Annotated in this window: 20 protein-coding genes and 1 other RNA gene; 17 read left to right on the forward strand and 4 right to left on the reverse strand. The window is 68.8% G+C overall.

What is annotated here, in order from left to right:
- Positions 1 to 28 precede the first annotated feature (28 nt).
- From mpaB to QMA07_RS01095, 12 genes are all read left to right on the forward strand, one after another.
- On the forward strand, positions 29 to 1,096 hold the full coding sequence (gene mpaB / locus QMA07_RS01040; protein ID WP_290159299.1) for a daptide biosynthesis RiPP recognition protein: 1,068 nt from the start codon (positions 29 to 31) through the stop codon (positions 1,094 to 1,096).
- A complete protein-coding gene (gene mpaD, locus QMA07_RS01045; protein WP_290159301.1) occupies positions 1,093 to 2,358 on the forward strand; it encodes a daptide-type RiPP biosynthesis aminotransferase in 1,266 nt (421 codons plus the stop codon). Before mpaB ends, mpaD begins: the two co-directional genes overlap by 4 nt.
- Complete coding sequence (gene mpaC / locus QMA07_RS01050) at positions 2,348 to 3,493, forward strand: daptide-type RiPP biosynthesis dehydogenase (RefSeq protein ID WP_290159303.1); 1,146 nt, start codon at positions 2,348 to 2,350, stop codon at positions 3,491 to 3,493. Before mpaD ends, mpaC begins: the two co-directional genes overlap by 11 nt.
- A 1-nt stretch (position 3,494) precedes the next feature.
- Positions 3,495 to 3,629 (forward strand): MpaA1 family daptide-type RiPP, encoded by a 135-nt coding sequence (mpaA1, locus tag QMA07_RS01055; RefSeq protein WP_290159305.1) that lies wholly within the window; start codon positions 3,495 to 3,497, stop codon positions 3,627 to 3,629.
- Between the two features lie 52 nt (positions 3,630 to 3,681).
- Positions 3,682 to 3,795 (forward strand): MpaA2 family daptide-type RiPP, encoded by a 114-nt coding sequence (gene mpaA2 / locus QMA07_RS01060; protein ID WP_290159307.1) that lies wholly within the window; start codon positions 3,682 to 3,684, stop codon positions 3,793 to 3,795.
- Between the two features lie 36 nt (positions 3,796 to 3,831).
- A complete protein-coding gene (mpaA3, locus tag QMA07_RS01065) occupies positions 3,832 to 3,951 on the forward strand; it encodes an MpaA3 family daptide-type RiPP (RefSeq protein ID WP_290159308.1) in 120 nt (39 codons plus the stop codon).
- Positions 3,952 to 4,016: 65 nt separating this feature from the next.
- Entirely contained in the window at positions 4,017 to 4,844 is an 828-nt protein-coding gene (mpaM, locus tag QMA07_RS01070; RefSeq protein WP_290159310.1) for a daptide-type RiPP biosynthesis methyltransferase, read from the forward strand.
- Complete coding sequence (gene mpaP, locus QMA07_RS01075) at positions 4,831 to 6,528, forward strand: daptide biosynthesis intramembrane metalloprotease (protein ID WP_290159311.1); 1,698 nt, start codon at positions 4,831 to 4,833, stop codon at positions 6,526 to 6,528. Before mpaM ends, mpaP begins: the two co-directional genes overlap by 14 nt.
- A 2-nt stretch (positions 6,529 to 6,530) precedes the next feature.
- The gene (locus QMA07_RS01080; RefSeq protein ID WP_290159313.1) at positions 6,531 to 7,247 is read left to right on the forward strand and encodes an ATP-binding cassette domain-containing protein; all 717 of its coding nucleotides are present in this window, start codon (positions 6,531 to 6,533) and stop codon (positions 7,245 to 7,247) included.
- Complete coding sequence (locus QMA07_RS01085) at positions 7,244 to 7,972, forward strand: ABC transporter permease (RefSeq protein ID WP_290159314.1); 729 nt, start codon at positions 7,244 to 7,246, stop codon at positions 7,970 to 7,972. The genes QMA07_RS01080 and QMA07_RS01085 overlap by 4 nt, the downstream gene beginning before the upstream one ends.
- The gene (locus QMA07_RS01090; RefSeq protein WP_290159315.1) at positions 7,969 to 8,703 is read left to right on the forward strand and encodes a hypothetical protein; all 735 of its coding nucleotides are present in this window, start codon (positions 7,969 to 7,971) and stop codon (positions 8,701 to 8,703) included. The genes QMA07_RS01085 and QMA07_RS01090 overlap by 4 nt, the downstream gene beginning before the upstream one ends.
- Positions 8,704 to 8,761: 58 nt before the next feature.
- Positions 8,762 to 9,652 carry a rhodanese-related sulfurtransferase gene (locus tag QMA07_RS01095; RefSeq protein WP_290159317.1) on the forward strand — a complete coding sequence of 297 codons (891 nt, stop codon included), beginning with the start codon at positions 8,762 to 8,764 and terminating at the stop codon, positions 9,650 to 9,652.
- Positions 9,653 to 9,691: 39 nt separating this feature from the next.
- Here QMA07_RS01095 and QMA07_RS01100 read toward each other — a convergent pair whose 3' ends face one another.
- The 4 genes from QMA07_RS01100 to QMA07_RS01115 all read right to left on the reverse strand — a co-directional run bounded on the left by QMA07_RS01100 (position 9,692) and on the right by QMA07_RS01115 (position 17,173).
- A complete protein-coding gene (locus QMA07_RS01100; protein ID WP_290159319.1) occupies positions 9,692 to 11,950 on the reverse strand; it encodes a DUF3488 and transglutaminase-like domain-containing protein in 2,259 nt (752 codons plus the stop codon).
- Entirely contained in the window at positions 11,937 to 13,148 is a 1,212-nt protein-coding gene (locus QMA07_RS01105; RefSeq protein WP_290159320.1) for a DUF58 domain-containing protein, read from the reverse strand. The genes QMA07_RS01100 and QMA07_RS01105 overlap by 14 nt, the downstream gene beginning before the upstream one ends.
- Positions 13,149 to 13,161: 13 nt before the next feature.
- Positions 13,162 to 14,151, reverse strand: a complete 990-nt coding sequence (locus QMA07_RS01110) for a MoxR family ATPase (protein ID WP_140037799.1) — start codon at positions 14,149 to 14,151, stop codon at positions 13,162 to 13,164.
- Positions 14,152 to 14,269: 118 nt separating this feature from the next.
- Positions 14,270 to 17,173 carry a DEAD/DEAH box helicase family protein gene (locus tag QMA07_RS01115; RefSeq protein ID WP_290159323.1) on the reverse strand — a complete coding sequence of 968 codons (2,904 nt, stop codon included), beginning with the start codon at positions 17,171 to 17,173 and terminating at the stop codon, positions 14,270 to 14,272.
- A 50-nt stretch (positions 17,174 to 17,223) separates the two neighbouring features.
- On the opposite strand from QMA07_RS01115, the gene ffs reads away from it, so the two are divergent.
- From ffs to QMA07_RS01140, 5 genes are all read left to right on the forward strand, one after another.
- An RNA gene (gene ffs / locus QMA07_RS01120) (signal recognition particle sRNA small type) lies at positions 17,224 to 17,320 on the forward strand.
- Between the two features lie 43 nt (positions 17,321 to 17,363).
- Positions 17,364 to 17,981, forward strand: coding sequence for a rhomboid family intramembrane serine protease (locus QMA07_RS01125; protein ID WP_290159324.1), 618 nt, complete (start codon positions 17,364 to 17,366; stop codon positions 17,979 to 17,981).
- Complete coding sequence (locus tag QMA07_RS01130) at positions 17,978 to 18,721, forward strand: hypothetical protein (protein ID WP_290159325.1); 744 nt, start codon at positions 17,978 to 17,980, stop codon at positions 18,719 to 18,721. Before QMA07_RS01125 ends, QMA07_RS01130 begins: the two co-directional genes overlap by 4 nt.
- Before the next feature lie 60 nt (positions 18,722 to 18,781).
- Positions 18,782 to 20,905, forward strand: coding sequence for a phosphate acetyltransferase (gene pta / locus QMA07_RS01135; RefSeq protein ID WP_290159327.1), 2,124 nt, complete (start codon positions 18,782 to 18,784; stop codon positions 20,903 to 20,905).
- Positions 20,902 to 22,122 carry an acetate kinase gene (locus QMA07_RS01140; protein ID WP_290159329.1) on the forward strand — a complete coding sequence of 407 codons (1,221 nt, stop codon included), beginning with the start codon at positions 20,902 to 20,904 and terminating at the stop codon, positions 22,120 to 22,122. The genes pta and QMA07_RS01140 overlap by 4 nt, the downstream gene beginning before the upstream one ends.
- The last annotated feature ends 8 nt before the right edge of the window (positions 22,123 to 22,130 follow it).

The raw sequence follows: 22,130 nt of genomic DNA on the forward strand, positions 1-22,130 counted from the left end.
AGAGGCACCTCGATATTTCTGGGGAGAAATGCATATCAGCACGACGGAGGCATCGCGGAAGAGCCACGAACCGGAGCTCATCGGAGCACGAGCGCTCCGGGAATGGATCACCGGTGAGCAGAAGCAGTACTCGCGGGTGTTCCTCGTCGAGAACGGTGTCGCCGCGGAGGCTGTCGCCCAGGTGGCCCGCGAAGAGGACGCGGTTCTGCTGCACGCGCAGAGCGGCCACTATGACGGACCCGCCGACACCGTTCGCTACACGGGCGCTCTGAGCGAGATCGGTGACGAGTTATTCTTCGGCGAACGCGGCGTCGAGCTCCAGGATTACGTCGCTGCGGCGTTCGTGCAGATCATCGGACCCACGACGGTGGGCTTCTTCGATGAGACCGGCTGGCAGGCGTTTCTCGACGATGCCGAGCTCGCTCGTCGCACCGGAGTCTTCCCGTCGTCATTGATCGACCCGCGGGTGCTGCTCGCGAACCGCAGCGCTCTTGCGGCACCGAGGGAGCTCGCGACTCCGAGCGCGATCAGGGTGGGTGCGGACGGGCGGGTCAGCGTCGGTCTGCAGGGTGAGGTCATCGGCGAGATCGACGAGCTGCAGACCGTGATCGAATCCCGCTGGCCTCAGGCTGCGGCGTGGGGAGGCATGGTGCCGAGTCAGGCACTCATGGAGGATCTGACCTGCCGCGGATGGATCGAGCGGTACCTGAACGCGACGGACCTCATCAAGATGCTCCGCTGGGCGAACGGCGTCGAGAAGATCTCGGGATTCGGCTGGTCGCTCATCGACGATGACCGGGCGGACGCCGAACCGCTGCCTGCGGATCCGTTCCTGCTCGAGACCTCAGACGGCTTCGTGCTCGCCGACACCACGACGAGGCGTCGCCAGCTGCTGTCGCCCATGACTGCGAAGGTCGTCGCCGCCACTCAGACCTCCAGCGCGCCAGAGGTCGCGGTCGATCGACTGGCTCGGGAGTGCGGCCTGTCCGAGTCCGACGCGAACGCCCTATGCCGCGACGCTGCCGCCGCGCTCGGCATCCACTTCGGCACGCGTGCTCACGCGTCACGCCGGCCGGCGTCGGGCAGCGGACGATGAACGTTCCGCACGCATTGTGGACATCGATGCTCCCGGCAGACGCCACCTTCACGCAGGACCGGGTCGCGGTCGGGGCCGCCGGAAACCGGATCGAGTTCGCGGACGGATCCACACGCCTCAGCGCGACGAGCGGACTCTGGAACGTTCCCCTCGGCTTCGGAAATCAGGCGGTCGCCGACGCCGTGAGCAGCGCGACGCACGATGCCTCGTACCTGACGCTGTTCCGCGCACCGCATCGGTACGCCGAGGTCGCGGCCGAAGCGCTCATCGGCCTCGCCGACCCCATCAGGTACAGCCGGGTCGTCTTCTGCACGTCTGGCGGGGCGGCGAACGACGCAGCGATGAAGCTCGCACGGCAGTACTGGGCACAGCAGGGAGCCGCGTCGCGTTCTCTCGTCGTCGGTCTGCAGGGCAGCTATCACGGCACGATGTACGGCAGCCACGCACTGAGCGGAGACGACCTCCTGCAGTCCGTCTACTCCGTCGACCGCAGGTCGGTGCGGCATGTGTCGCACAGCGATGACGGAGAGGAGCTGGAGATGCTTCTGAAGCGGGAAGGTTCCCGAGTCGCGTCGGTGGTGGTGGAGCCCGTCCTGGGCAGCGGCGCGCACGCACTGTCGGATGCATTCATCTCCCGGCTCCTCGACCTGCGCGAGGCATACGGGTTCCTGATCGTCGCCGATGAGGTCGCAACGGGCTTCGGACGTACCGGCACGATGTTCGCCACAGACGAGTGGGGTGCCCCACCGGACGTCCTCGTCCTCTCGAAGGCGTTGACGAACGGCGCGACGGGCGCTGCAGCTCTGCTTGTGGGAGCGCGCGTCGCGTCCGAGTTCACGCGCGGGGGCTGGACGTTCGTGCACGGTGAGACGCAGGCGGGGACGCCCGCATGCTCTGCGGCCATCGTCGCGGTGATCGAAGAGGTGCACCGCATCGACGTCGAGTCGACCACGCGGGCGCTCGCGGCCGATCTGTGGAGTCTGGCGACTCGGCTGAAGTCCGACGGGGTGGTCACGGAGGTGACAGGACGAGGCTGCTTCGTGGGGCTCGCCCTTCGCAATCCGGACGCGAGCCGGCTCTCTGGAGCGGAGGTTCTCGACGTCGTCGACGCCATCGCTGAGAACGGCGTCCTCGTGCAGCCCGGCCCGAGCGCCATCGAACTGATTCCCGCGTACGGATTCGGTACGAGTGAACTTCTCGAGGTCGATTCGGCTGTGCGCGCTGGCATCGCGCAGGTGCAGGAGCGTCGACATGCGCTCTGAGTTCGCTGCACGGGTCCCGACTCTCTGGTACGGGCACGACATCGCGGGGCAGGTGATCACTCGGCTCACCGCCGATCGAGAGACCCTCATGATCGTGGATTCGTCGCTCGCCACGCGGGGCGCCTCTGACTGCTCGGCACGAGCGCTCGAAGTGGACGCTCGCTCGATGACCGCGACGGCGGTCGGCACGATCGCGGATGAGATCGTTCGTCGGGCCCCGAGCGTGATCGTGGCGGTGGGTGGAGGAAGCGTTCTCGATGCCACGAAGATCGCATCGCTCGCACTCGCTCCGGGGCACATTTTCGAGTTCGCCATCGAACGCGCGTCGAGGTCGGCGTTGACCTTCCTGCCGGATGCTCCGCCGGCCGTGAGCATCGTCGCAGTGCCCACGACGCTCGGCACCTCATCGGAGACGAACAGCGTCAGCATCCTCAAGAACGACAGCGGGTATCGGCTCATCGTGGGGCGCTCCCTGAGACCCCGCCACGCCATCATCGATCCCTGCAACCTGATGACCCTCACGCCGGCCACGGTCAGGGAGGGAGCACTCGAGGCGTTCCTCCGTCTCGCAGGCGCATCGACGAGCTCGCGGCGAAGCGCCAGAGGACGACGCGACGCGGCCGCGCTCGGAGGCGCTCTTCTCGAAACGGCCTCCGGCGACGTGAACACCGCCGCTTCACGCCTGCGTCTCGCCCGTCTGAGCGCGGCGACCCAGCGCTCTGCGGCGCTGAGAGGGCAGGATCCCTACAGCGCCCGTCACTGGTACCTGGCTAACGAAGTCGCCTTCGTGCTGGAGGTGCGCAAGATGGTCGCCACGGCCGCGGTCATCGCTGCGGTCTGGCGTCGAGTGTGCTCGGGAGACCCTCGGTGGGGAGATCGCGAGAGCCTCGAGGAATTCTGGATGAGCGTCGTCGGTCGGATCGCGCTGCCGCTCGACCCACCCGCGGGCATCGCCGCGCTCATCGACCGCTGGGGCATCCCGACTCCGCCACGACCGACAGCGGTGGAGATGCGCCGCATCTCCACCGCCACGGAAGCTGCGTGGGGGAATCGCTACCCGATGCTCGCGGGCCTTTTCGCAGACGACTTCTGCGATCTGCTCCGTGATTCCTACTGGAGCGAAGGAGGTGAATGAGATGAACGAAAGTGTGCAACAGCGAATCCAGTTCCAAGAGCTGGAGGGGATGGATGCCCCCAGCTGGGAGAGCTTCTATCAGGGCGCGATCAGTGCGCTGGTGCTGATAGGGATCGGCGCTGCCGCCGCGACGTGACCCTGTCGACCAGACAAGACGAAATGGGAGGGAGGTGAGTATGCACGCAACAATGCCGACCCTCGAGTTCACCGAACTCGAGGCCATGGAGGCGCCGGATGACGCCCTTGATTGGACCCGCGGATTCGCCGTCGGCGTGATCATCGGGATCATCGCCCTGACATAGGAACCGCCTTCGTAAGGCGTACCGAGGAGGTAGCACATGCAGACGAAGTCGCTCGAGTTCGTAGAGCTCGAACACATCGATGCGCCACTCGAATGGTGGGAGCACGCGAGCTACATCATCGCCATCATCGGCGGTGCGGCAGCGATCGCGACCTGACCGAAGGGGTGCGGGTGGGTTCGACGCACCCGCACCCCATTTTCCCGCTGAGAGGTGATGCGTGAATGTCCAGTTCTCTTACTGAAGCCGTCGTGGCGAGGCTCTGCACGGTCGGAGCGGTGCCGAAGGAGCAGGATCTGTATTCGGGTGCCGGCACCGATTTCTACGATCGGCTGGTCGGGCCCGACCGTGCGGAGATCAGGGAGATGCTCGCGCTTGCGAGAGACACAGAGGGGCCGATCCTCGATCTCGCGGCGGGGACCGGGAGGTTGACCGTCCCTCTGGTGAGATCGGGCAAGCGGGTGACCGCGATCGATCTCTCCGACGACATGCTCGCCCGCTTGCGTCGAGCGCTGCCGGAACACGCGATGTTGGAGTGCGTCGTCGCAGACATGCGCGACTTCTCGCTGCCGCAGCAGTTCGGGCTCGTGATCATCGGGGCGACTTCCATCACGTTGCTCGACCGCGTGGCGCGGTCGCTCCTGTACGCGAATGTGCGACGCCACCTCGCGCCTCACGGCGTCTTCGCCTTCACACTCGCCGGAGACGCCTCTGCGCAGACCTTCTCGGTGTCGACGGATCGCGAGATCGAGGTCCCCGGTCCCGACGGTGCCGAGACCTATCTGTTCTCGCAGCAGGTGGAAGAAGATGGCGCAGCGCGGGTGGTCAACTGGGTTCGCGCCGCCGACCTGACGGAGGGCGGCGAAGTGACAGTGCTCACGAGCCGTCTGAGAGTGCTCGATCGCGCGGAGCTCTCGCGAGAGCTCGTCGAAGCGGGATTCTCCGTCCCGGCCATCTCTCCCGTTCGGACGCTCGGTGGAGAGGACATCGTTCTGCTCACCACGACCTGCGCGGGACACTCGGAGGAGAGGGATGCGGATGCCTCCCGGTAGCTTCCCTCGACGGCATCGGCCTCGCTCGGGGGAAGATGCGCTCGCCGCCGACTCGTGCCCCCTCCTCGCATCCGGCGTCGACTTCGAGCAGGCCGATGACGACGGGACATGGATCGCGACGCTGCACGGAGTGCCTTCATCGAGGGTCTCGCGTACCGTCGTCGAGCTTCTGCGAGCGATGAACGGCGAAACCGCACTTCATGATCTGCATCGGCGCTTCGCCCCTTCCGAGTCGTGGGAGCACTTTCTGCGCCTGGCAGGGAGATTCCGCGCCTGTGGACTCCTCGAGGGCGACGAGAAGCTGCCGCCCGGCCGAGTCGTCTACCGGCCCCCTTTCACTCTGCAGATCGCGACGCTACGCGCACCCGCCATCTTCGGTCGTCTGGACCGACTGATCGTCCCGCTCCCACACCGAGCAGTCGTGATGTCGATCGCGATTCTGCTCTGCCTGGGACTCGTCGCCGCGACAGCTCAGACGGAAGAGCTGTGGGCCGCCCTCACCACGCCGGTGCCGCTCATCGTCCTCGCGTACCTCGTCGTGACGCTCTCGCTGATGACCCTGCTCCACGAGAGTGCTCACGGGATCACGCTCACGAGGTTCGGCGGAAGACCCCGCCGGGCGGGCTTCATGCTCTTCTACCTCAGTCCGGCATTCTTCGTGGATGTGACGGACGGGTGGCGGCTTCCTGAACGCCGGCAGCGCGTCGCCATCGCGCTGGCGGGGCCCGCGGTGCACGCCGTCGTCGGCGCGATCGCACTCATCGTCGCGCTCACGCTGTCGCAGCCAGTGATCCGCCAGAGCGCGCTGCTCCTCGCCGTCTCGTGCGGCGCCATCGCCCTCATCAATCTGATCCCCTTCGTGCGGTTCGACGGGTACATCGCGCTCATGAGCGCTCTGGACGAGCCGAACCTGAGGGCGCGGGCGATCCACGACGCCTCGGGCAGACTGGCCGGTCTGCTGTTCGGCGGGCAGCGCAGCACCAAGCGTCTGGACACGTGGTGGAGCGTGCCGTTCGGGCTCGCGTGCCTCGTCACCCCGGTCGTGCTGGTGGTGTTCGCCGTCGCCCGCATCGCTCGCGCACTCGCCGGAGGCGGACCGATCCTCGGATCGCTCGTCATGGCGCTCGAGGCCGTCGTCGTGATCGCCGGTGTCGTGATCCTCGTCAAGGCGCTGCGCCGTGTGCTTCGGTCCGGCGTCCCGCGGCTCCGATTCGGGTCGGTCGTCATCGCACTCGTCGCGAGCATCGTGATCGCCGGCGCCGTGATCCCCGTGCCTGTGACAGCCACCTTCGGTTTCACCGCGCACGGTGACCGCGTGGTCCTTCTGCAGGCCGGCGAGACCGGCGACGCGTCCGAGGCAGACGTGCCCGAAGGTGCCCGGGTGGTCCTGATGAGCAACGGCATCCTCGCCGACGAGCAGGTTGGTGAAGGGGTGGTCTGGTCGCAGCGGCCGCACCGGACGAGGGTGCCGCTCGAGGCGCTCTTCCCGATCGTGGCGGACGGCGTGACGGTCCCCGCGGTGATCATCGCCGGGGTGAACGTGTCAGAGGAGACCGGCTCCCTGCCTGCGACGGGGCAGGCGCGAGTCGAACTCGGTGTGAGAAGTCTGTGGCAGACGCTCTGGGTGGCCGGAGTGGAGATGCCACTGTCATCTCTTCAGAGCGGAGAGGTGGGAAAGGAATGAAGATGAACGGTCACGCGATCGAGGTCCGAGGACTCACGAAGAGGTACGGAGATCGGGCCGCGGTCGAAGAGCTGTCGTTCGCTGTGCCGTACGGATCGATCGTCGGCCTTCTGGGGCCCAACGGCGCGGGCAAATCGACGACTCTGCGAACGATCGTCGGCCTGCTGAAGCCGACGAGCGGTGACAGCCTCATCGACGGCATGCCGTTCTCCGCGCTCGCCGATCCGGCATCTCACGTCGGCGTCCACATGGACGGCTTCGGCTTCGAGGGCGGTATCACCGCCCGGCGTCACCTGGAGATCTGCCGGCTCGCGGCGGGGGCCCCTCGGGGACGAGTCGACGAGGTGCTCGAGGAGGTCGGGCTCGCAGCGGATGCCCGTCGCCGAGTGAAGACCTTCTCGACGGGGATGACCCAGCGACTCGGGCTGGCCGCAGCCCTCATCGGCTCGCCCCGGACACTCATCCTGGACGAGCCGGCCAACGGGCTCGATCCCGACGGCATCCGCTGGCTTCGCAGGTTCCTGCGCGGCTATTCGGAACGCGGCGGCACCGTCCTGATCGCCAGCCACCAGCTCGCCGAGCTGGAACAGGTCGTGGACGAGGTGGTCGTCATCAAGCGGCGCGCGCTCTTCGCCGGGCGGCTCGCTGACCTGGTGACGAGCGACGCAGACTCGCTCGAGAGCAAGTACTTCGATCTCGTTGAAGGAGCCTCCGCATGAAGGAAACCGTCCGAAGCGAAGTCCTGCGCTCGGTGAGCGGGTCGTCCATCCTGGCGGTCTACCTCGTGGCCGTCCTGATGCCCGTCTTCGTGCTGTTCTCCGACGGTTCACGATTCGACCTCGACGGCATCGATTCTGCCGCGGCCACCGCACTTCTCCTGGAGCCGCTGGCCTGGTCGGCCATCTCCGCGGCGTTCGTCGGCGCGTACGGCGTCACCCGCGAGTGCTACTACGGCTCGATGGACAGAACACTCACCGGGGTCGGCTTCCCTCGCGCCTTCTCGGGGAAGCTCGTCGCGGGTGCGGTCGTCGCGGTCGCGCTGTCGGTCGGCATCTTCGTCGTCTGGACGGTGGGCGTCGCCGTCTTCCTGGCTCAGAACGCACTGACGCTGTCGCTCACCGGGGGTGCGTGGCGCATCTACGCGGGCGCGCTCGTCGGGGTGATTCTCGGTGCATTCATCGGTGGGGCCATCGGGTGGATCACCAGGAACTACTACACGACCGCCGCGATCGTCCTCGTCCTTCCAATGGTCGTGGAGTTCGCCCTGCTGCGCACTGCGCCGGAGCTGGCGAGGTTCTCGCCCGGACTGGTGCTGGCCGCGCTGGGCGTTCCCGGATACCAGGACCGACTGCTCGAGTTCGGCCCCGCCCTCTGCCTCGCGCTCGCGTGGGCTGTCGCACTGGTCGTCGCCGCGTGGGGCATCGAGAGAAGGAAGGCCGCGTGATCGGCCGGGCCGTCCGAGCTCATGCCCGCGGCTTCGCGGGCGATGTCGTGCTGTTCTGGGTGGCGATGGCAGGTTTCGTGCTGTCGCTTTCGGTGGCGACGAACATCCCACCGGAACTCGCAGAGGCACCGACCGATGTCCGAGCCGCGTTCGCGGCGCCGTACGAAGCGGTGCTCGCGACGTATGCAGCAGTTCTCGCGGCCGCCTACGGCTCCTTCCGCTACACCGTGGACCGGCGAGACGGTGTCGTCGCTCAGCGTCTGATGCTGCAGCCTCGGTGGGCGACTCTTCTCGTCAGGGTCGTCTCCTCAGGCATCGGCGGCGCGATCGTCGCTCTCGCCGGAGCCGTCGGCGGCCACACGGCGTTGACTGTGGTGATGGGTGGTCTCCCTCTGGAATGGGCGTCTGTCGGGTCGACCTTGAGTCTCGGCGCGCTGGCAGGACTCTGGGGAATGGGGGTGGGCGTCGTCGTGCAGACGCATCTCGTCGCTCTGTTCGTGGCTCCGATGTCGATGAGCGTGGCGGTCCTCGTGGCGATCTTCTGGGAATCCGGCGCTGTGTACCTTCCCCTCCTCGCGATGCTCGAAGCGCTGGGGTCCGACGTCTCCGCGCTGGGAATCCCGCCGAACGAGGGGACCGGCAGTTCTACGGCTGTGCTGGTGACGGCCGCCTGGGTGCTGGGGGCGCTCGTCGCTGCGGGACTGTCGTTCATGAACCGCGATGTGACGTAGCAGCCTCCAGCCGCCTCCGCGAGGGCGGGCGGTCAGGTGGCCGACGTAAAATCGCTGGGTGGCAACACCCAAAATCGTCCTCTTCTACGTCTTCACCCCGCTCGCCGATCCGGACGCGATCCGGGTGTGGCAGCGTGACCTCGGTGACGCCCTCGGGCTGCGCGGCCGGCTGCTGATCTCGAAGGACGGAGTCAACGGCACGCTCGGCGGTGATCTGCCGGCGCTCAAGAAGTGGGCGCGGTCGTTCCGATCGTACGCTCCCTTCGCTCACGCGGACATCAAATGGAGCGAGGGCACCGGCGTCGACGCCGATGGTCGCAGCGTCGACTTTCCGAAGCTCAGCGTCAAAGTGCGCGACGAGATCGTGTCGTTCGGAGCGCCGGGTGAGCTGCGCGTCGATGAGCAGGGCGTCGTCGGAGGCGGCACCCGGCTGACACCCGAACAACTGCACGAGCTGATGGGGGAGCGCGGCGACGACGTCGTCTTCTTCGACGGCCGCAACGCGCTCGAAGCGCAGATCGGCCGCTTCCGCGGAGCCGTCGTTCCCGACACCGAGACCACGCGCGACTTCGTGCAGCTGCTCGACTCCGGGGCGTACGACGATCTCAAAGGCAAGCCGGTCGTCACCTACTGCACAGGCGGCATCCGCTGCGAGGTGCTCTCGAGCCTGATGACCGCGCGCGGGTTCGGCGAGGTGTACCAGCTCGAAGGCGGCATCGTCCGCTACGGCGAGCAGTACGGCGATGACGGCCTGTGGGAGGGCTCGCTCTACGTGTTCGACAAGCGCGGATCCGTCGACTTCACCGACTATGCGGCCGTCATCGGCGAGTGCGCGGGGTGCGGCAGCGCGACGAAGCGGACCGCGAACTGCCCCGATCTGTCGTGCCGCACCCAGTTCGTCGTCTGCGAATCCTGCGACGCGGTGCGCTGCGAGCAGCACGCGGCCTGATCCCTCCGCCTGAGTCGTCCCCGAAGACGCGCGACTACCTCAGGTGAGCAGCAGCACGTCGGTGCGCCGGCTCGCGAAGAGTGATCGGGGAAGCAGGAACGCGTGCAGCCTCGTCCACGTGTCGACGCTGCGGCGCAGTTGAGCCGTCACCTCGACGAGGGCGGCGTCGAGATCTCGCGCGCCGTCAGCGGAGGGGCGCGCATAGCTGGCCTGCTCGACTGCGGCGACGAGCACCCGCATCGCGTCGGCATCCACATGGCTGTCCCTGACGAGATCGTCGCCGCGCATGCGCGGCGTCTCGGCATCAGACAGCGGCACGCGGAGATCCTGCATGGTCGCCCGCAGCTCGGTCCAGGCCGCCCCCGCGTCGCCGCGTCGTGCGCGCCCGCGTCGGGCCACGCGCAGGGCGAGACGGGCGAGTGCGGGCAGCAGCAGCAGCACCAGCACGCCGAGCGTCGTCAGCACGACCGGGGTGGGGTCCAATCGCCGGAGCTCTGTGGTCGCCCCTGCGTTGTCGCCCGCGTCTTCACGCTCGAGCTCCGGCCCCGAGGTCTGCTCGGTGCTGGGGGCGGCCGTCGGAGCCGGCGTCGCAGCGCCGCCCGCACCGCCACCTGCGGTCGCCGCAGCGCTGAAGGCCGTCGGAACCCCGAGCGATGCAGTCGGTTCGAAGGGCACCCATCCGACACCGGGGAAGAGCACCTCGGGCCACGAGTGCAGCTGGTCGCTGGAGACCGAATACACCGCTTCATCGTCGCCGCGGGTGGTCTCAGTCAGCGCACCCGGCAGATAGCCGACGACGATGCGCACTTCCATGTCGAGGCTCTCCGCCATGAGCGCGAACGCGCCGGCGAAATGGATGCAGTATCCCGACCGCACATCGAGGAACCGCGCGACCGCGTCAGCGCCGGTGCCGTCGAAACCCTCGTCGACCGGGGTCTCCAGCGAGTAGGCGAACTGACTCCGGAACCACGACTGCAGGGCGATCAGCCGGTCGTAGTCGTTCGTGGCGTCAGCAGTGACGTCGGCGGCCGTCTCGCCGATCACCTCGGGCAGCTCGACGGGCTCCGCACCGGGATCGGCGATCGGTTCGGCGGCGGGAAGCCCGCGGATCTGCTCGAGAGTCGGCGACACCTCGAGCGACCGTACGGTGTAGTCGTTGCCGACCGCATCCGCGCTGCGAGATGCGAGAGTGCGGTTCTCGGGGCTCACGCGCCAGGTCGAGGGGAGTCCCTGCACACTCGTGGCGGGATAGGGCACCGGAAGCCAGGAGCTCGACATCCGGATCACCCTGATGGAGGTGTTCTGTTCGGCGGTCTCGATGTCGGCTGTCCATTCGGCGGGGCCGAATCCCTCGCTCTGCGCCTGCAGGTCGCCGCGATCAGGCTCCCACACGCGGCCGTCGAACGCCGACAGCGTCGTGAGCCGCAGATAGGGCGCGGTGTCCGCCGTCGTCGCCACCGTGAGAACCTCGACCGGGTTCGGCTGCCGCAGGTCATCGCCGAGCCGCAGCGACGCATCGACCGTGACCCCGGTCCCTGTGCCGGCGAGGCTCGCCGAGACGGGCAGGACGGGTGCGATGATCACGGTCGTCGCCAGCGCCGCGACGCCGACGCCCGCGGCGACCGCCACGGACGTGCGGCGGGGCGAGTCGGGATTCTGCGCTGCCGTGTACCGCAGCAGGACGAGGATCAGGATGCCGAGCATCACGAACCAGACGACGTTGACCCCGCCGAGGGTGATGATCATCGGCATGGATCCCACGACCGCCGTGAGCAGGCTGGCGAGGATCGCACCGCGCTGCGCGACCAGCTGGTCGAGCAGGATCGCGACGACGCCGAAGCCGGCACCCATCACGGCTTCGAGTCCGGGGGACGCGGCGAGCGGCGCGGAGCCGAAGGCGATCTCCTCCCATGCCGAGGCTCCGAGCGCCTGGAACGCGAAGAAGGTCGCCTCGGTGGGGATGAGTCCGAACACCGCTGTGTCGCCGGCCACGAGCAGGATCACTGTGCCCATCACCGCCAGGATCTGGACGGCGATGGTGACGAGGTCGCGCGCCCAGGCCGGACGACCGCGCATCAGGGTGCGCGACGCCATGCCTGCGAGCGCGGTGACGACGATCACCGCCAGGACGGCGAACGACCAGCTGCCCGGTTCGATGACCGACGTGAACGGCCACATCGCGACGAGCCCTGCGGCGGCGGCCAGCACCGAAGGCACGACCGTGCCGACCGGCAGCTCGTGCTCGCGATGCCAGGACAGGCGGGATCCGCGCTCGGCCTTGTGCTCAGCTGGTGACATCGGTCGCTCCCCGCTGCTCGGCGGTGCCGCCGATGCGGTCGGGCAGCACGTCTTCCCATGCCTCCGCGACATCGTCGCCCAGTCGCGCGACGCGCCACCCGTGCCGCTCGGCTGCCGCGGCCGCCCCACGGTGCGGCGCGGTCGCGAACAGCATCGGGGCTGCGGCGCCCGAGGGACGCAGCAGAGCGGCGTCCTCTTCGTCGATCTCGCCGGTGATGTAGACGAGCGGGCCGGGAGGGGTACCGCCGACCAGGGTCGTGATGTCGCGGGCGTCGCCGCGGGGGCCGACCAGCGCGAGGGCGACGAGCAGACCGTCGCGGTCGTCTTCGTGACCGCGCAGGGTGCCCAGCAGGGTCCCGCTGCTGTCGATCACGTCGACGCCGTATCCCTCCTGCACGAGGTGCACGGCGACCGAGGCGCACATCGACACGGCGGTCTCGAAGGCCGGATCCTCGTCGTCTCCGGGGCGTGCCCAGCGTGCGGCGCTGCGGTCCAGGATCACGAGAGCGTCGGGACTCGACTCCTCTTCTTCCTGGCGCACCATCAGCTGCCCGCGGTGCGCGGTCGCCCGCCAGTGGATGCGACGCATCGAGTCGCCGGAGATGTAGCGGCGCGGCGACAGGTTGTCGCTGCCCTGTCCGAGTCGGCTCGACGAGGTGTGGGCGGTGCCGCCGGCGGCGCCGACCTTCACGGTCAGCGGCGCGAGCGTGAACACCTCGGGCACGACCGTCACGGAGCGGGTCTCGCCGAAGGCCTGCTCGCGCTGGGCGAGACCGAACGGGTCGACCGTGCGCAGCACCAGCGGACCGATCGGCCAGACACCGCGTCGCACACCGGTGATCAGGTAGCTCAGCTGGCCGCTCTCCGAGGGGTACTCGCCGGCCGAGTCGCCGGTGACGGCAGGCGGGAGCACGTCGCGCCAGAGCCCTCGGGGCACTCGCAGAGCACGCAGAGTGAAGCGCAGGGTGACGCGAGACGTCTCCGACACCGTCAGCAGGTCGGTCGAGACCTGACGTGTGACCGAACCGGCACGACGCGGCAGGAGCACGACCAGCACCGAGAAGACGGTGAGAGCGAGAAGGAGGATGCCGATGTAGAGGAGGATCGGCGCGCCGACCATGTTCGCCGCGATCAGGCAGCCGAGACCGGAGAGGAGCGCACCCGTGCCCCGAAGGGTGAGGGTTCGACGGCGGGGCATGGCGAGCGAAGGGTCAGGAGCGAGCGGTCACGGGCACCCGCACGCGCTCGACGATCTGTCGCAGGGCCGCCTCGACGGGCTGTGCTCCGGCACGGTGCGCTCCGCGGGCGGGAAGGAGACGGTGCGCGAGCACGGGGATGATCAGGGCCGTCACGTCGTCGGGGATCACGAAGTCGCGCCCGTCGAGCGCGGCCCACACCTTCGCAGCCCGGATCAGCTGCAGGGTCGCCCTCGGACTCGCACCCAGGTGCAGGTTGGGGTCTGCGCGGGTGGCCTGGGCGAGGGCGACCGTGTACTCCTCGAGCGCCGGAGCGACGTGCACGGAACGGGCCCACGCGATCAACCCCGAGATCGACGCCGCGTTCGCGACGGCTCTCACCGCGGCGAGCGGGTTCACGGTGTCGCGCTGACGGAGCATCAGGGCTTCAGCCGCCGCGTCGGGGTAGCCCATCGAGATGCGCATCATGAAACGGTCGCGCTGTGCTTCGGGCAGCGCGTATGTGCCCTCCATCTCGAGAGGGTTCTGGGTCGCCACGACCAGGAACGGGTCGGGGAGCATGTGCGTCGATCCGTCGACGGTCACCTGCCCCTCTTCCATGGCTTCGAGCAGTGCCGACTGCGTCTTGGGCGACGAGCGGTTGATCTCGTCGGCGATCACGATGTGCGCGAACACCGCGCCGCGCTTGAACTCGAACTCCCGATCGACGGGGTTGTAGACGCTCACACCCGTGACATCGCCGGGAAGGAGATCGGGGGTGAACTGGATGCGGCGGACGGTGGCGTCCACACTCGCGGCCAGCGCACGCGCCAGCACGGTCTTCCCCACTCCCGGTACGTCCTCGATCAGCAGGTGTCCTTCGGCGAGCAGACACACCAGCGCGCTCCGCACGGCATCCGGCTTTCCGTCGATCACCCGTCCGACAGACTCGACGATGGCCGACGTCTGCGCGGCGAACTGCTCGGCATTGACGACGGCCGGGGTCAGGGGCGGGTTCTCTGGCATGCGTTCCCTCTCACGTGGGCGCTGCGGTGCGCGTGATCCGATCGTAACCCGGCTGTCTACGGATGGGGTGGGAAGCAGCATCCGTCTCTGCGGCACGGTGCCGTCCTGGCCGCGGCATTCAGCCCCACACGCGGGCTCGGGGTTCTGCGCTGTCGAGCCGGTCGTCGGCGCTGCGGGCGACCCGCAGCAGTGCGAGTCCCTGTGTCCCGGTGAGCTCGTGCAGCGTGCAGGTGCCGATCAGCGCCTGCCAGTGCTCGCGGAAGCGCTCGGCGTCGCCCCGGCGGCGGGCGATCAGTCGAGGTACCGCGAGCAGGGTGCGTCCGGGTGAGAGACGATCGGCGAGTCGTTCGAGCGGGCGCAGTCGTGGCAGTCCGGCCGAGTCGATGCGCAGCAGGAACCGCGGAGTGCGCACCGGCGCGAACAGCTCTTCTACGGCATCCGCGATCACGCGCGCGTCGTCGGCCGAGCCTCCCAGCTCGATGTGGATGCGGGTCGGATCCGCGGTGTCCGGCCGAGCCACGATCACGGCCTCGTCGACGCGCCCGATCCGCTCCGCGTCGTGCAGGGTGCGGGCGACGGCGATGGCCGCCGCCCGGTAGATCTCGGCCGGTCGCCGACGGTCGCGCAGCAGCCGGGCCAGCATCCGCAGCGAGGAGACCGTGGCAGCGACGGTGCCACCGGCGAGCGCGAGCGCGATCCAGAGCAGCGGGGCGACATCGGCCCCCGAGGCGATCAGCATGCCGATGAGCCCGCCCACTCCGGCTGTTCCGGCCACGAACGCTCCCAGGGCGCCGGCGCGTGCTGCCTGCGCAGTGCGCAGCAGAGGCGCGCGCGGTGTGCGGCGAATGGCCACGACCTGGCGTTCGCGCGGCTCGTAGCGGTCGCCGATCCGCCACTCGGTTCTGGTGCTGCTACGGGTCGGCCATCGTTCACGCAGCAGTGCGTCGAGATCGTCGATGGAGGCCGACGTGTCCTTGTCGAGCACACGTTCCCACATGTCGAAAGCCGCGGTGGGGAGCGCGTGGCCCAGTCCGCTCACGATCCGACCGTCGCCGTCGGCGCTCAGGCCCCACAGATGCGAATGCCGTCGGCGCAGTCGAGCAGGTTCGGACGAGTCGTCGAGGTCGACATGCGAGGGGATCGAGCACACGACCGACCAGTTGTGCGCGACCTTCCCGGGCCAGGCGGGATCCAGGCGCAGGGTGCGGCCCCTTAGCTGCTGTGTGCCCGACGAGGTCGCCACGGTCGTGAGGTCGATGAGGGTGTTGACCGCCGGGCAGTCCCAGCCTTCGCCCAGCAGCCCGCGGGTGCCGACGAGCAGCCGCACGTCACCGCGGCGGATCAACTCCGACACCGCGGCGACGACGCGCCCGCTTCCGACACCCCGCACCTCGAGATCACGCACGGGCCCGGTGCCGTCGGTGACGTCGACGGGCGCTCCGAGCAGCTCGACCAGCGCGTCGGCGAGGACGACGGCGTCCTCCACGCGGACGCGCAGGTGCTGGGCAGTGAGAAGCACGGGCCGCAGGCCGGCGGTGACGTCGTCGACCGAGAGCAGGTCGAAGGTGCGCAGTGCCCCTGCCGGTGCGTCACCGGCCAGGCCGCGGTTGTTGCCGTGCTCGACGAAGTCGGTGACGACGACGGCGCGGATGCGGTCGCCGTCGGGGCCGTCGAGCTCTCGGCGGAGGATCTCGACGGCGGCGTGGTCTTTCGCCGCCGAGAGCGCCAGGGTGCTCTCGACCGGGTTGCGGCCTCGACGGATGCCGCGGTCGGTGAGCGCGTAGCCGAAGTCTGCGAGAGAGCGTCGGACGTGCTCCCACTGTCGCGCGGCCGCGGGGTCGGCCAGCAGCCGTGCCTGAGCGAAACGCGAGAGCACCGTGAGCAGGTCATCCGTGGTGCAGCGATCGAGCAGCACAGGCGGGATCGCGGGGATGAGCGGATGGCGCGGTGCGACCTCGCGCAGCACGACAGCGCAGGATCGCGCGAGAGTGAAGTCCGCCGAGAACGCGCGGTCGAGGCGGGTGACCGATGCCGCCGCGTCGTAGGAGCCGTCTGCGGGTTGCAGCTGCTGCTCGAGGTACGACACCGCGTCGGGCGTCGACAGCACCCGGGTGATCATGTCGTGGAGCAGTGCCTCGTGTCGTCGGATGAACCCCGCCTCTGCGGGGGTCGGCTCGGTGAACAGCACGTGGTCGCGGTAGGGAGCCAGATGCCCCTCCTTCACCACGGCGGGGGTCGGAACCTCGTAGTCGACCTCGCCGAGCAGCTGGCTGTAGTTCTCGAACTCGGTCTCGTCGTCGGGAGACGGAAGGGTCGCGGTCAGGCCGATCAGCAGGGGCTCGACGCCGCTCTCGCGGATGCGACCGGCGAGGTACGCGACCACGATGGCCCAGTGATCGAGAAGATGATGGCATTCATCGAGCACGACCGTGCGCACACCCGCGGCCACGAGTCGATCGATCAGGGCGACGGCGTTCGGATGCAGTACACGGGCGAGTTCGGCGGGCCGCCGCCTCGCGAAGCGCGAGCGCAGGCGCCGGGAGCGGGTGCGGATGCCGGTGCGGTACCTCCCCGGATTGTCGACCGCGAGTTCGGCGAGCCACGTCGACGCGTCCGCCTCCGCGCGCCCGCGTGCTGTGAGCTCCTCCACCCACACGGCGCGCGCGAGATCGTCGAAGGGCGAGCCGTCTCCGGTCACGCTGAGCAGCTGATAGGTCAGCGCCGTGAGATCGCCGATCTGCGAGGGGTCGTCCGAGACGGCCGCAGCCTCGGGGGTCAGCGACTCCGCGGTGCGCACCCACTGCTGACGGATCGTCACCGTCGGCGAGAGCACGAGGGTTCGGTGACCCTCACGCGCGGCGAGCAGCAGGCCGAGCAGGGTCTTGCCGGAACCGGGAGGGGCGACGATGTGCAGCGGACCCGCTGCTCCCGGCGCGAGACGCTCGAGCACCTCGGCCTGGTAGGTGCGCAGTGTGCCCGGAAAACGCCACGTCGACAGGGGAAGGGCGGTGACGGGATCCATGGCCTGCCCAGTCTGTCAAAGAGCGGGTCCGGACATCGGCTAGACTTGTCGACGGCTCTCCGCGTGGCGGCATCCAGGCCAATTCCCCCAGGGCGGAAACGCAGCAAGGGTAACCGGGCTCTGCTGGGTGCGCGGAGAGTCACTTTCTTTTTGTCAGCGTCCTCCGGGGGAGTCCTGACAGGATCGTGACGTGACAAGGCCAGATGTGATCAGCACCGCCGATTCCCCGCGTTCCAGTGCTCTCGGTCGTTTCGCAGCGCCTCTTCTTCTGGTCGCCCTGATGTGGGCCGTGCAGCTCGTCGATGCGATCCTCCCCGGATCCTTCACGGGATTCGGGCTCCGCTCGTGGGATCTCTCGGGGCTCGGCGGCATCATCGTCGGCCCACTCCTGCATGCGGACTGGGCGCACCTGATCGGCAACACCGTGCCGCTGCTCGTGCTCGGCTTCCTCGTGGCCGTCGAGGGCGCTCGCAGGTTCTGGATCGTCACCGCCTTCGCGGCTGTGATCGGCGGTCTCGGCACATGGCTCGTGAACGCGCCCGGGGCGTTGACTGTCGGCGCGTCCGGGCTCGTCTTCGGATACTTCGGGTACACCGTGATGCGGGTATTCGCGCCGGGGAGGGTCGCACACCGAGTGCTCTACGCGATCGTCGCGCTCATCGTCATCGGCCTCTACGGCGGGTCCATGCTCGCCGGCGTCGTCGGCGCGCGCGAGGGCATCTCGTGGCAGGCGCATCTGTTCGGCGCGATCGGCGGCGGGCTCGCCGCATTCGTCGGCAGAGGCAGCGTCCAGACCCGGCGCCCATGAGCACGACCAGGAGCAGCCGAGGCGCCAAGACCAGCAGGAAGCCGGCAGCCAGGAAGCCGGCAGCCAGGAAGCCGGCAGGCAGGAAGCCGGCAGGCAAGAAGCCGGCGGGCCGTCAGAGGTCGCGCACGCGTCGTGCGTCGCCGCGTCGTCAAGCGCAGCAGCGGATGCGCCGAACGAAGCTGCTGCGTCGCATCGCGTTGTCCGCCGCGGCTGTGATCGTCGTCGCGCTCGCCGCGGTGCTGATCCCGCTGGGCCTCGCGCACGAGAGACCGCTGGCGATCTGCATCACCGATCCGACCACGTTCCCCGAGTCGGGCGTCGCGGGGTGGCAGGGCGAGCAGCTCGAGAACGCCGCGACCATCATGCAGACGGCGACCGCACTCGGCTTCGGTCGCGACGGTCAGATCCTCGGGGTGATGACGGCGATGGGCGAGAGCAGCCTGAACAACATCGACTACGGAGACTGGGAGACGATCGGGTTCGCCAACCCCGACGGCAGCCGGACGACGAGCATCGGGCTCTTCCAGCAGCAGCACTGGTGGGGGTCGGCCGAGCAGCGCATGGACCCGGCCACCGCCGCGACGCTGTTCTACGAACGTCTCGCGAGGGTGCCCGACTGGCAGTCGATGGACCCGTCCCTCGCGATCCACCGGGTGCAGATCAACGTCGACCCCACCTACTACACGCGCTACGCGGCGGATGCCACGGCTGTGGTCGACGCTCTCTCCGGGCCCTGCTGAACGAATTCGCACGGCTGTCAACCCAGCGAGATCATGAGGTCGTGCACCTAGGGTGGAGCTGTGGCGCAGAGCATCTACATCACCTCGGCCGAAGGCCATACCGGTAAGTCGACCATCGCCCTCGGCGTGCTCGATGCGCTCATGCGCGTCACGCCCCGGGTCGGCGTCTTCCGCCCGATAGCGCGCTCGGTCACCGAGCGCGACGACGTGCTCGAGCTGCTGCTCGCGCACGACGGCGTGCACCTCGACTACGACGACTGCATCGGCGTGACCTACGACGATGTGCGCGACGACCCGGACCGGGCGCTCTCGACGATCGTCGCCCGGTTCAAGGCCGTCGAGGCGCAGTGCGACGCCGTGGTCGTCATCGGCAGCGACTACACCGACGTCGCCAGCCCCGCGGAGCTCGGATACAACGCCCGGATCGCGGCGAACCTCGCCGCACCCGTGCTGCTGGTGCTGAGCGGTCGTGATCAGCAGCGTCAGGCCGAGCAGCTCGGCACGACCACCGCGCGCACGCCCGCCGCGGTCGGGCAGATCGGCGCGCTCGCGCTCTCCGAACTCGAGGTCGAGCGTGCAGAGCTGTTCGCCGTCGTGGTCAATCGCGCCGACCCCGACGCACTCGCCGACATCGAGGCGGCCGTCTCCGCGGTGCGTCCGCAGAAGACCACGCCCGTATGGGCGATCCCGGAGGACCGCACCCTGGTGGCGCCGTCGATCGACGGCATCCTCGCCGCAGTTGACGGCCGTCTCATCAAGGGCGACCCTGATCGTCTCGGCCGCGAGGCCCTGACGATCGTCGTCGCGGGCATGTCGATGGTGAACGTGCTCCCTCGGCTCACGGAGGAGTCGGTCGTGGTGATCCCCGCCGACCGCACCGAGGTGCTGCTGGCGACGCTGCTCGCCGATGCCTCCGGCACCTTTCCGCGGGTCGCCGGCATCATCCTCAACGGCCCCTTCCCGCTGCCGGAGCCGATCGTGCAGCTGCTCGACGGCTTCACCTCGACCGTGCCGATCATCACGACAGACCTGGGCACCTACGACACCGCGGTGCGCGTGATGGGAGCACGGGGCCGGATCTCTCCCGAGTCCCGAGGCCGCTATGACCGCGCTCTGGGACTCTTCCAGACCCACGTCGACATCGCCGAGCTCACCACTCAGCTGGGTCTCGCGGAGTCGCGCGTCGTGACTCCGCTGATGTTCGAGTACGGGCTCATCGAGCGCGCACGCTCCGACCGTCGCCGCATCGTGCTGCCCGAGGGCGATGACGATCGCATCCTTCGCGCAGCGTCCACCCTGCTGGCGCGCGAGGTCGCCGACCTCACGATCCTCGGTGACGAGTCGGTGATCCGGGCCCGCGCGGTCGAACTGGGGGTCGACATCTCGGCAGCTCAGGTGATCAGCCCGACCGATCCTGAGATGGTGCAGCGCTTCGCGACGGAGTATGCGCGACTGCGTGCGCACAAGGGCATCACGCTGACCCAGGCAGCCGACACCGTCACAGACGTCTCGTACTTCGGCACGATGATGGTTCACCTCGGGCTCGCGGACGGCATGGTCTCTGGCGCCGCCCACACGACGGCGCACACCATCCGCCCGTCGTTCGAGATCATCAAGACGAAGCCGGGGGTCAATGTCGTCTCGAGCGTCTTCCTGATGGCACTCGCCGATCGTGTGCTCGTGTACGGCGACTGTGCCGTCATCCCCGATCCGACCAGCGAGCAGCTGGCCGACATCGCGATCTCGTCGGCGGCCACCGCGCAGCAGTTCGGCATCGAGCCCCGAATCGCGATGCTCTCGTATTCGACCGGTGAATCCGGGTCGGGGGCCGATGTCGACAAGGTCCGCGCAGCCACCGCCCTCGTGCACGAGCGCGCACCGGAGCTGCTCGTCGAGGGCCCGATCCAGTACGACGCCGCCGCCGACGCCGCGGTGGCGAAGGCGAAGCTCCCCGACTCCGCGGTGGCGGGGCGCGCGACAGTCTTCGTCTTCCCCGATCTCAACACCGGCAACAACACCTACAAGGCCGTGCAGCGCTCGGCGGGCGCCGTGGCGATCGGTCCGGTGCTGCAGGGCCTCAACAAGCCGATCAACGACCTGTCGCGCGGCGCGCTGGTCGACGACATCGTCAACACCGTGGCGATCACGGCCATCCAGGCGCAGTCCGAAGGAACGACCGCATGAGCGCCATCCTCGTCATCAACAGCGGGTCCTCGTCGCTCAAGTACAGCCTGATCGACATCGAGAACGAGAACGAGCTGGCCGCGGGCCTCATCGAGAGGATCGGGCAGGAGCTCAGCGCGATCCGGCACACCGTCCGTCCGGACACCACCGCGGATGCCGTGGTGACGATGCTCGACGCCTCGTACGACTCCGAGCGCCCGGTCGCCGATCACGGAGCGGCGTTCACGGTGATGCTCGAGCAGTTCGCCGAGCACGGTCCGCTGCTCGACGAGCATCCTCCGGTCGCCGTCGGTCACCGCGTGGTGCACGGCGGGGCGAGGTTCTATGCGCCGACCCTCGTCACGCAGAACGTCGAGGAGCAGATCGAGGAGCTCTCGGTGCTCGCCCCGCTGCACAACCCTGCGAACCTCGCCGGCATCGTCGCGGCGAAGGCGGTGTTCTCCGACGTCCCGCACGTCGCGGTGTTCGACACGGCCTTCCATCAGACCCTGCCGCCGGCCGCCTACACCTACGCGATCGATGCTGAGCTCGCCTCCGAGCACAGGGTGCGCCGATACGGATTCCACGGCACGAGCCACCAGTTCGTGAGCGAGTCGGCCGCCGCGTTCCTCGGACGCGACCTCGAGAGCCTGCGGCAGATCGTCTTCCACCTCGGCAACGGCGCATCGGCGACCGCGATCGACGGCGGCCGATCCGTCGAGACGTCGATGGGGCTGACGCCGCTCGAGGGGCTCGTCATGGGAACCCGTTCGGGAGACCTCGACCCCGCGGCGCTGGTTCATCTGTCGCGGCGAGCCGGGTACTCGATCGACGATCTCGACGCGCTCCTGAATTCGCGCAGCGGCCTGAAGGGGCTCGCCGGGCACAGCGACATGCGCGACATCCTCGCGGGCAGGGAAGCCGGAGACGCGGCGGCGACGCTCGCCTTCGACGTCTACATCCACCGACTGCGCGCCTATGCGGGGTCGTACATCGCCCAGCTCGGCGGTGTCGATGTGATCTCCTTCACCGCGGGGGTCGGCGAGAACGCGGCCGCCGTGCGCGCCGAGGCGATGGCCACGCTCGGATTCGCCGGCGTCGAGATCGATCAGGGGCGCAACGCGGCGCGGCAGCGCGGCATCCGACGGATCTCCACCGACGACTCGCGCGTCGCCGTGCTGGTCGTGCCCACCGATGAAGAGCTCGAGATCGCCAGGCAGACGTCCCGCATGCTCTGATCGACACG

Origin of the sequence: Microbacterium sp. APC 3901 (assembly GCF_030407765.1) — a bacterium.
Classification (GTDB): Bacteria; Actinomycetota; Actinomycetes; order Actinomycetales; family Microbacteriaceae; genus Microbacterium.

What these genes read in the sequence shown, in the direction of transcription:
- mpaB (WP_290159299.1), top strand. Translation starts at nt 29, where the DNA reads ATGCATATCAGCACGACGGAGGCATCGCGGAAGAGCCACGAACCGGAG.
- mpaD (WP_290159301.1), top strand. Translation starts at nt 1,093, where the DNA reads ATGAACGTTCCGCACGCATTGTGGACATCGATGCTCCCGGCAGACGCC.
- mpaC (WP_290159303.1), top strand. Translation starts at nt 2,348, where the DNA reads ATGCGCTCTGAGTTCGCTGCACGGGTCCCGACTCTCTGGTACGGGCAC.
- mpaA1 (WP_290159305.1), top strand. Translation starts at nt 3,495, where the DNA reads ATGAACGAAAGTGTGCAACAGCGAATCCAGTTCCAAGAGCTGGAGGGG.
- mpaA2 (WP_290159307.1), top strand. Translation starts at nt 3,682, where the DNA reads ATGCCGACCCTCGAGTTCACCGAACTCGAGGCCATGGAGGCGCCGGAT.
- mpaA3 (WP_290159308.1), top strand. Translation starts at nt 3,832, where the DNA reads ATGCAGACGAAGTCGCTCGAGTTCGTAGAGCTCGAACACATCGATGCG.
- mpaM (WP_290159310.1), top strand. Translation starts at nt 4,017, where the DNA reads ATGTCCAGTTCTCTTACTGAAGCCGTCGTGGCGAGGCTCTGCACGGTC.
- mpaP (WP_290159311.1), top strand. Translation starts at nt 4,831, where the DNA reads ATGCCTCCCGGTAGCTTCCCTCGACGGCATCGGCCTCGCTCGGGGGAA.
- QMA07_RS01080 (WP_290159313.1), top strand. Translation starts at nt 6,531, where the DNA reads ATGAACGGTCACGCGATCGAGGTCCGAGGACTCACGAAGAGGTACGGA.
- QMA07_RS01085 (WP_290159314.1), top strand. Translation starts at nt 7,244, where the DNA reads ATGAAGGAAACCGTCCGAAGCGAAGTCCTGCGCTCGGTGAGCGGGTCG.
- QMA07_RS01100 (WP_290159319.1), bottom strand. Translation starts at nt 11,950, where the DNA reads ATGTCACCAGCTGAGCACAAGGCCGAGCGCGGATCCCGCCTGTCCTGG.
- QMA07_RS01105 (WP_290159320.1), bottom strand. Translation starts at nt 13,148, where the DNA reads ATGCCCCGCCGTCGAACCCTCACCCTTCGGGGCACGGGTGCGCTCCTC.
- QMA07_RS01110 (WP_140037799.1), bottom strand. Translation starts at nt 14,151, where the DNA reads ATGCCAGAGAACCCGCCCCTGACCCCGGCCGTCGTCAATGCCGAGCAG.
- QMA07_RS01115 (WP_290159323.1), bottom strand. Translation starts at nt 17,173, where the DNA reads ATGGATCCCGTCACCGCCCTTCCCCTGTCGACGTGGCGTTTTCCGGGC.
- QMA07_RS01130 (WP_290159325.1), top strand. Translation starts at nt 17,978, where the DNA reads ATGAGCACGACCAGGAGCAGCCGAGGCGCCAAGACCAGCAGGAAGCCG.
- QMA07_RS01140 (WP_290159329.1), top strand. Translation starts at nt 20,902, where the DNA reads ATGAGCGCCATCCTCGTCATCAACAGCGGGTCCTCGTCGCTCAAGTAC.